This is a genomic window from Streptomyces axinellae, from assembly GCF_039532135.1.
Classification (GTDB): domain Bacteria; phylum Actinomycetota; class Actinomycetes; order Streptomycetales; family Streptomycetaceae; genus Streptomyces; species Streptomyces axinellae.
Genome location: NZ_BAAARJ010000028.1, coordinates 59,085 through 65,084 on the forward strand (window position 1 = coordinate 59,085; position 6,000 = coordinate 65,084).

Here is a 6,000-nt window from a genome sequence, read left to right on the forward strand (position 1 = left end):
CGGGTTGCGCGAACTGCCCTGACCGGCCACGGCACCCGCGGGACACCGTACGTACCGCGGCAGTGCGCCTGGTACGTACGGTGCGGGCGCGGGCCGGCTCACGGCTTGGCGGGAACCTTGATCTTGCCGGAGGTGATCTCCCCCGACGCCTTGTCGATGTCGCCCTTGATGTCGTCGATGAAGCCGCCGGAGGTGGCGACCGAGACGCCCTGCTCCTTGAGCGAGAAGGTCTGGTCGCCGCTGAGCGGCTTGCCGTCCTTGACGCTCTTGATCAGCTCATAGACCGCGACATCGACGTTCTTGACGGCCGAGGTGAGGATCGCGTTCTTGTACTTCTCCAGGCCCTTTTGCCGGTACTGGTCGGAGTCCACCCCGATCGCCCAGGCGCCCTTGACCTTGCTGACCGCCTCGATCGACCCGGCGCCCGACTGGCCCGCGGACGTGTAGATCACGTCATTGCCGCGCGCGAGCATGCCCTTGGCCATGTCCTTGGCCCGCGCGGGGTCATTGAACCCCTTGTCCGAATCCTTGTACAGGTAGTCGGTCTCGACCTTGATCTTGGGGTCGGTGTCCTTGACGCCCTTGACGAAGCCGGCCTCGAACTTCTGGATGAGGGCGTTGTCCACACCGCCGATGAAGGAGACCTTGTTCTTCTTGGTCTTCTTGGCCGCCGCGACACCGACGAGGTAGGAGGCTTCGTTCTCCGCGAAGGTCATACCGACGACGTTCTTGCCGTGCGACGCCTCGTCCACCACACCGAACGTGGTGTCGGGGAAGTCCTTGGCCACCTTGTTGATGGACTTGCCGTAGTTGAAGCCGACGCCTATGACGGGGTTGTACCCGGCCTCGGCGAGCGAGGTGAGGCGCTGCTCGCGGGTCTCCTCGGTCTCGTTGTTACCGGCGGTCATCTCCCGGGTCTTGACGCCGAGTTCCTTCTCGGCCTTGTCGGTGCCGCGCGCCGCCGCCTCGTTGAACGAGTGGTCGTCCCGGCCACCGACATCGAAGGCCAGCCCGACACCCTTGTTCTTCTTCTTACCGGCGGACTCAGTTGAACTCTCACCGCATGCGGTGGCGGTCACCGCGAGCGCCGCGGTGACGGTGACCGCGGCAACGAGCTTGGATACCCGACGCAAGAGGACGTTCCCTCCGAGTGTTGGAAGCGCCTCTTCCGGGCGCTGGCTTCGGGCACAGATTAACGCGCGTAGATTTCCCGCAGAAGACGGTTCGCGGGCTGTTATCGGATCGTCGCGATCGGGGCGCCGACGGCGCCCGGACCGCACGCGCGGCGGTGGCCGGACCGCGCACGAGGCGGTGGCCGGACCGCGCACGAGACGGTGGCCGTCACCGCACACGAGACGGTGGCCGTCACCACGCCGCGCGGCGGCGCCCCGACCGCACACGAGACGGTGGCCGTCACCGCGCCGCGCGGCGGCGCCCGGCCGACGAGCCGGACGGTGCCCTGGTCGGCCCGGCCCACCGGACAGGGGCCCGGAGGCCCGGAGCCCCGGGCGACGAACCGCACGGCGGCCCGGGGGCCCGACTGACGAACCCACGGCCGCCCGGCCCTCTCGGACGACGAACCCACGGCGCTCGCGAACCCACGGCAACCGGTGACCGGCAGACCGACGCAGACCGGCAATACCCCCGGCCACCGGTGAACCGACCGCCCGGAGGGCCTATGGGCGCCGAAGAATCCACGACGGTGCGGTCCCCGCCGGACGCCCCCTCCGGACGACGGGGCGGAATGGCGGTCACCAACCTCCGGCGCCCCGGGGGCCCGCTCGGGCCGGGGAACGGCGGCAGTCCACCAGCCGCACGTCCCCGGCGCACCGGATGCGGGATACGCCGGAGGCCAGGGGCGCCGGATGCCAGGGGCGCCAGAGGCGTGGCGGCGCCGGAGGCGCGCCTCAGCGGCCCAGGAGGGCCAGCGCGGTGAACAGTTCGACGCCGGTCGTGATCGCCGACTCGTCCGCGTCGAAGTCGCCCTGGTGCAGATCGCGGCTGCGCCGCTCGCCCGGGGGGCGCACGCCCAGCCGGGCCATGGCGCCGGGCACATGCTCCAGGTACCAGGAGAAGTCCTCGCCGCCCAGGCTCTGTTCGGTGCTCTCCACTGATCCGGCGCCCGCGCGGGCCGTCATCGCCTCGCGCAGCATCGCCGTCACCGACGGTTCGTTGACCACCGGCGGCACACCCCGCACATGGTTCAGCTCACACTTGGCACGGTAGAGCGCGGCCACCTCGTCGATCGCCGCGTGCACCAGGTCCGGCGCCTCCCGCCACGCGGGAAGATCCAGGCAGCGCAGTGTGCCCGAGAGTTCGGCTCGCTGCGGGATGACGTTGCAGGCGTGCCCCGACTCGATGCGCCCCCACGTCAGCGCCAGCCCCGAGCGGGCGTCCACCCGCCGGGCCAGCAGCGCGGGCACCTCCGTGACCAGCTTCGCGGCGGCCGTGACCAGGTCCGTCGTCAGATGCGGGCGCGCGGTGTGCCCGCCGGCGCCCGAGAGCGCCACCTCCAGCCGGTCGCAGGCCGAGGTGATCGGCCCAGCCCGCAGCCCGATCCGGCCCGCGTCCACCTTCGGGTCGCAGTGCAGCGCGACGATCGAGCCGACGCCCTCCAGGCCGCCCCACTCCACCACCTCGGCGGCGCCGCCCGGCAGCACCTCCTCGGCCGGCTGGAACAGCAGCCGCACCGGCCTCGGCAGCGCCCCGGCCCGCGCCAGCTCGGCCAGTACCAGCCCGGCGCCCAGCACGACGGTGGTGTGCACGTCGTGCCCGCACGCGTGCGCGCGGTCGGGGACGGTGGAGCGGTAGGGCACGTCCTTGGTGTCCGGGATGGGCAGCGCGTCGATGTCGGCACGCAGCGCCAGCATGGGCGCGGGGGCCGCGGCGGAGGCAGCGGACGCGGAGGTGGGCGGGGCGGTCGCGGCGCCCGGCCCGGCCGGCTCGGCCAGGCCCGGGTGGATGTCGCAGATCAGCCCCGTGCCCAGCGGAAGCACCCGGGGACGCAGCCCCGCCCGCTCCAGTCTGGTCTTCAGCGCCGAGGTCGTACGGAACTCCTGATGCCCCAGCTCGGGGTGCATATGGAGATCACGTCGGAAGGCGGTCAGTTCACGCCGGAGGGACTCGGTGACACGGCCGGGCAACTCGGGAAGTACGCCTGCGGATTCGCGTGCGTCTACCTCCGGGGCAGGGGACAGGAGTTCGTTCATGTCCGAAGGGTAGGCGCACAGGCTCCGCAACTGACCAGAGATCCACCAAAGTTCAGCCCCTCAGGGGAAGAAAAACTAGGCCGGGCGGCGGTTATGTCCCTTTGCGGCTGGGTATACCTACGCGTTTTACCGTGCCGTTCGAGTAGCTGGGCAGAGCGGACCCAGGACGAGCGCCACATCGCAGGAAGTGTCCGCCGCCGACAGTTCACGCGCGTCGCCCGGCACAGACAGCCGCCCGTTCCAGGGGACCCGACGGCGGCTCGCCACCGAGGAGAGCGGGCGATCCGCGGTCGCGGCAGGTGGCCGTCCTCCGCCGTACCCGCCAAGACCGCCAAGACCGCCAAGTCCCGCCAAAACCCGTCGAGTCCGGCCGACCGGACTCCTGCCGAAACGGCCTCTCGCTTGTCCGGTGAAGGTGTGCGCCAGGTTGCAGTAGTTGCTCAATGCCGCCTCGGCAAAACGCGGATGCCGCTGGTCCCGGAAACCACTCGGTGGAGCAGGTGGCAGGGGCGTGGAAGAAGACGTGCGGCTACCGCCCGCTCACGGCTCGTTGACCACCGCCACCCGTATCGAGATCCGCGGGACGCGATGGTCAACGCGAAGGGAGGAAATCCGCATGCGGGTATTCCCTTTCGGTAAAACCCCTTTACGGTGAAAGGTATGAACGCGGTGGTGTTTCTGCTGACGCTAGGCGCCGTTTGTCGTATTACCAGATTCATAACCAAGGATGAGCTGGCCGCGGGATTCCGCTCATGGGTGGCCGACCGGTTCGGCGATGAATCGAAGATCTCTTACATGGTCACCTGTGGTTGGTGCACCGGCGTCTGGGCCTCCATGTCCGTCGTCCCACTCGCCTATCTGATCGGCGGCACCACTGGCTTCCAGGCTGTCGCCATGACGCTGACGTTGTCCTACCTCGTCGGCCTGGCGACTACCTGGCTCGACTGAGGCACTCGAAGAGGAGGAACTTCCATGGGATGCAACTGCGGTGGGCGCGCCCGCCGGACCGTGACCGTCTACCGGCTGATCCTGCCGAACGGCGTCACACGCGACTACCCCACCCGCCGCGAGGCCGAAGCGGCGAGGGCGCGCAACGGCGGCGGGACCATCGTCGCGGTGAACCAGTAACCCGTTGGCCGGCCCAGGCAGTTCCTGGGCAGAGGCGCCTGGGTGCGGAACCTCCCGACATGAGCGCGGCGCGGTCCGGCAGGCCCGGGAGGAGTGCCCGGATCCCGGCCACGCCCGCGCCACCACGCTCGCGCGCCCTCCATGGCACGGGCCTGGCCACGGTCCGCTGATCGCGCGGAAGTCGGGCCGGAATGCTCGGCGTCGGACCGCTCACATCGAGCACGGCCGCGTAAACGGCACCGGTCGACACGTGAGGCCCTTCGGTTCCGTCGGATCCCTGCGGCACGAAATAGCGCCTCTCAGGAAATTACGCCTGCCCGGGTTTCGGGAACCGCGGACCCCGCGACGCCTCATGCTTTCCCTCTCCCCTGGCAGGTGTCCGGCCTTTGGACCGCGACGCTATCGACGCGCCCCGGCAGTTGACCGGAGTCCTCTCCACACCTGGCTCCGGCGTGTCTCGCCCCGCTGCCGCCGCCAACTCCCCCTATTCGCGGGGCGAAGATCCCCGTTGTTGGGATTATCGTACAGCTCCGACCGATCATTGAGCCGGACGGGTGATATTACATGCACCTGTCTGGCGCAGCGATTGACTCCGCCGCCTACTGGAATTACCACAAGCGGGCCGTTCAATCGATACGGCGGCTGGATCACAAGGGCGTCAACCGGATCTGTTTTTGGCTGCCTTGCTGTCCCCGTCTCTCCGCGGAAGGGCCCCATTCACCCCGTACAGATGAAAATGGGGGCTGCGCCAAATGGCAAACACCACCACCACTCTCACCTCGTCGCCCAACCCCTCCGTCTGCCATGAGCTGGTCACATTCACCATCATCGTCGCCCCGGTACCACCGGACACCGGGACTCCGACGGGCACTGTCAGCGTCATCATCAGCGATGACGGGCCCACACTGACCGGCACGCTGGATGCCGCCGGGCAGGCGCAAGTCAGCATCAGCAACCTCAGCGTGACCACCCACCAGGTGATCGCCATCTACAACGGCGACGCCGAGTTCACCTCCTCTGCCTCCGGCCTGCTGGACCAGGTCGTCAACGCCGCCCCCACCACCACGGTGGTGACAGCGAACCCGGATCCGTCGGTGTGCGGCGAACCGGTCGAACTGTGCGCCACGGTGACCATCGACCCGCCCGGTTCGGGGACACCGACCGGAACGGTGACCTTCACCGGCCCTGGCGGACTCAACCAGACCGTGCCACTGGACGCGTCCGGTGAGGCATGCCTGACCACCACAGCACTGGCCACCGGCACCATCACCGCCACCTACAACGGCGACAGCTGCGCCGCAGCCTCAACCGGCAGCACCAACGCGACCGTGAACGGAGCCTCCACCACCACCGCCGTCACAGCGAGCCCCAACCCCTCCGTGTGCGGCCAACCGGTGACGGTCTGCGCGACAGTCACCATCGACCCACCCGGCTCGGGGACACCAACCGGCACCGTGACCTTCACCGGACCCGGCGGACTCAACCAAACCGTGCCACTCGACGCCACCGGCCAGGCATGCCTGACCACCACCGTGCTGGCCACCGGCACCATCACCGCCACCTACAACGGCGACAGCTGCGCCGCAGCCTCAACCGGCAGCACCAACGCGACCGTGAACGAAGCCTCCACCACCACAGCCGTCACAGCGAGCCCCAACCCCTC

General features: G+C 69.2%; 6 protein-coding genes. 4 read left to right on the top strand and 2 right to left on the bottom strand.

What is annotated here, in order from left to right:
- Window positions 1-98: 98 nt before the first annotated feature.
- Window positions 99-1,133, bottom strand: coding sequence for a BMP family lipoprotein (locus tag ABD339_RS30520; RefSeq protein WP_344570397.1), 1,035 nt, complete (start codon window positions 1,131-1,133; stop codon window positions 99-101).
- Between the two features lie 201 nt (window positions 1,134-1,334).
- Here ABD339_RS30520 and ABD339_RS30525 point away from each other — a divergent pair, with 201 nt between their 5' ends.
- Window positions 1,335-1,544, top strand: a complete 210-nt coding sequence (locus tag ABD339_RS30525; RefSeq protein ID WP_344570398.1) for a hypothetical protein — start codon at window positions 1,335-1,337, stop codon at window positions 1,542-1,544.
- A 363-nt stretch (window positions 1,545-1,907) separates the two neighbouring features.
- Here ABD339_RS30525 and ABD339_RS30530 read toward each other — a convergent pair whose 3' ends face one another.
- Window positions 1,908-3,209, bottom strand: coding sequence for an amidohydrolase (locus ABD339_RS30530; RefSeq protein WP_344570399.1), 1,302 nt, complete (start codon window positions 3,207-3,209; stop codon window positions 1,908-1,910).
- A 660-nt stretch (window positions 3,210-3,869) separates the two neighbouring features.
- Here ABD339_RS30530 and ABD339_RS30535 point away from each other — a divergent pair.
- From ABD339_RS30535 to ABD339_RS30545, 3 genes are all read left to right on the top strand, one after another.
- Window positions 3,870-4,157, top strand: coding sequence for a hypothetical protein (locus ABD339_RS30535; RefSeq protein ID WP_344570400.1), 288 nt, complete (start codon window positions 3,870-3,872; stop codon window positions 4,155-4,157).
- A gap of 24 nt (window positions 4,158-4,181) precedes the next feature.
- Window positions 4,182-4,337 carry a DUF7196 family protein gene (locus tag ABD339_RS30540; RefSeq protein ID WP_344570401.1) on the top strand — a complete coding sequence of 52 codons (156 nt, stop codon included), beginning with the start codon at window positions 4,182-4,184 and terminating at the stop codon, window positions 4,335-4,337.
- A 752-nt stretch (window positions 4,338-5,089) separates the two neighbouring features.
- On the top strand, window positions 5,090-6,000 hold a 911-nt coding region (locus ABD339_RS30545), incomplete at its 3' end, for an Ig-like domain-containing protein (RefSeq protein ID WP_344570402.1).

Excerpts from the sequence above, each read along its gene's own strand:
- ABD339_RS30540 (WP_344570401.1), top strand. The coding sequence starts at position 4,182 with ATGGGATGCAACTGCGGTGGGCGCGCCCGCCGGACCGTGACCGTCTAC.
- ABD339_RS30535 (WP_344570400.1), top strand. The coding sequence starts at position 3,870 with ATGAACGCGGTGGTGTTTCTGCTGACGCTAGGCGCCGTTTGTCGTATT.
- ABD339_RS30530 (WP_344570399.1), bottom strand. The coding sequence starts at position 3,209 with ATGAACGAACTCCTGTCCCCTGCCCCGGAGGTAGACGCACGCGAATCC.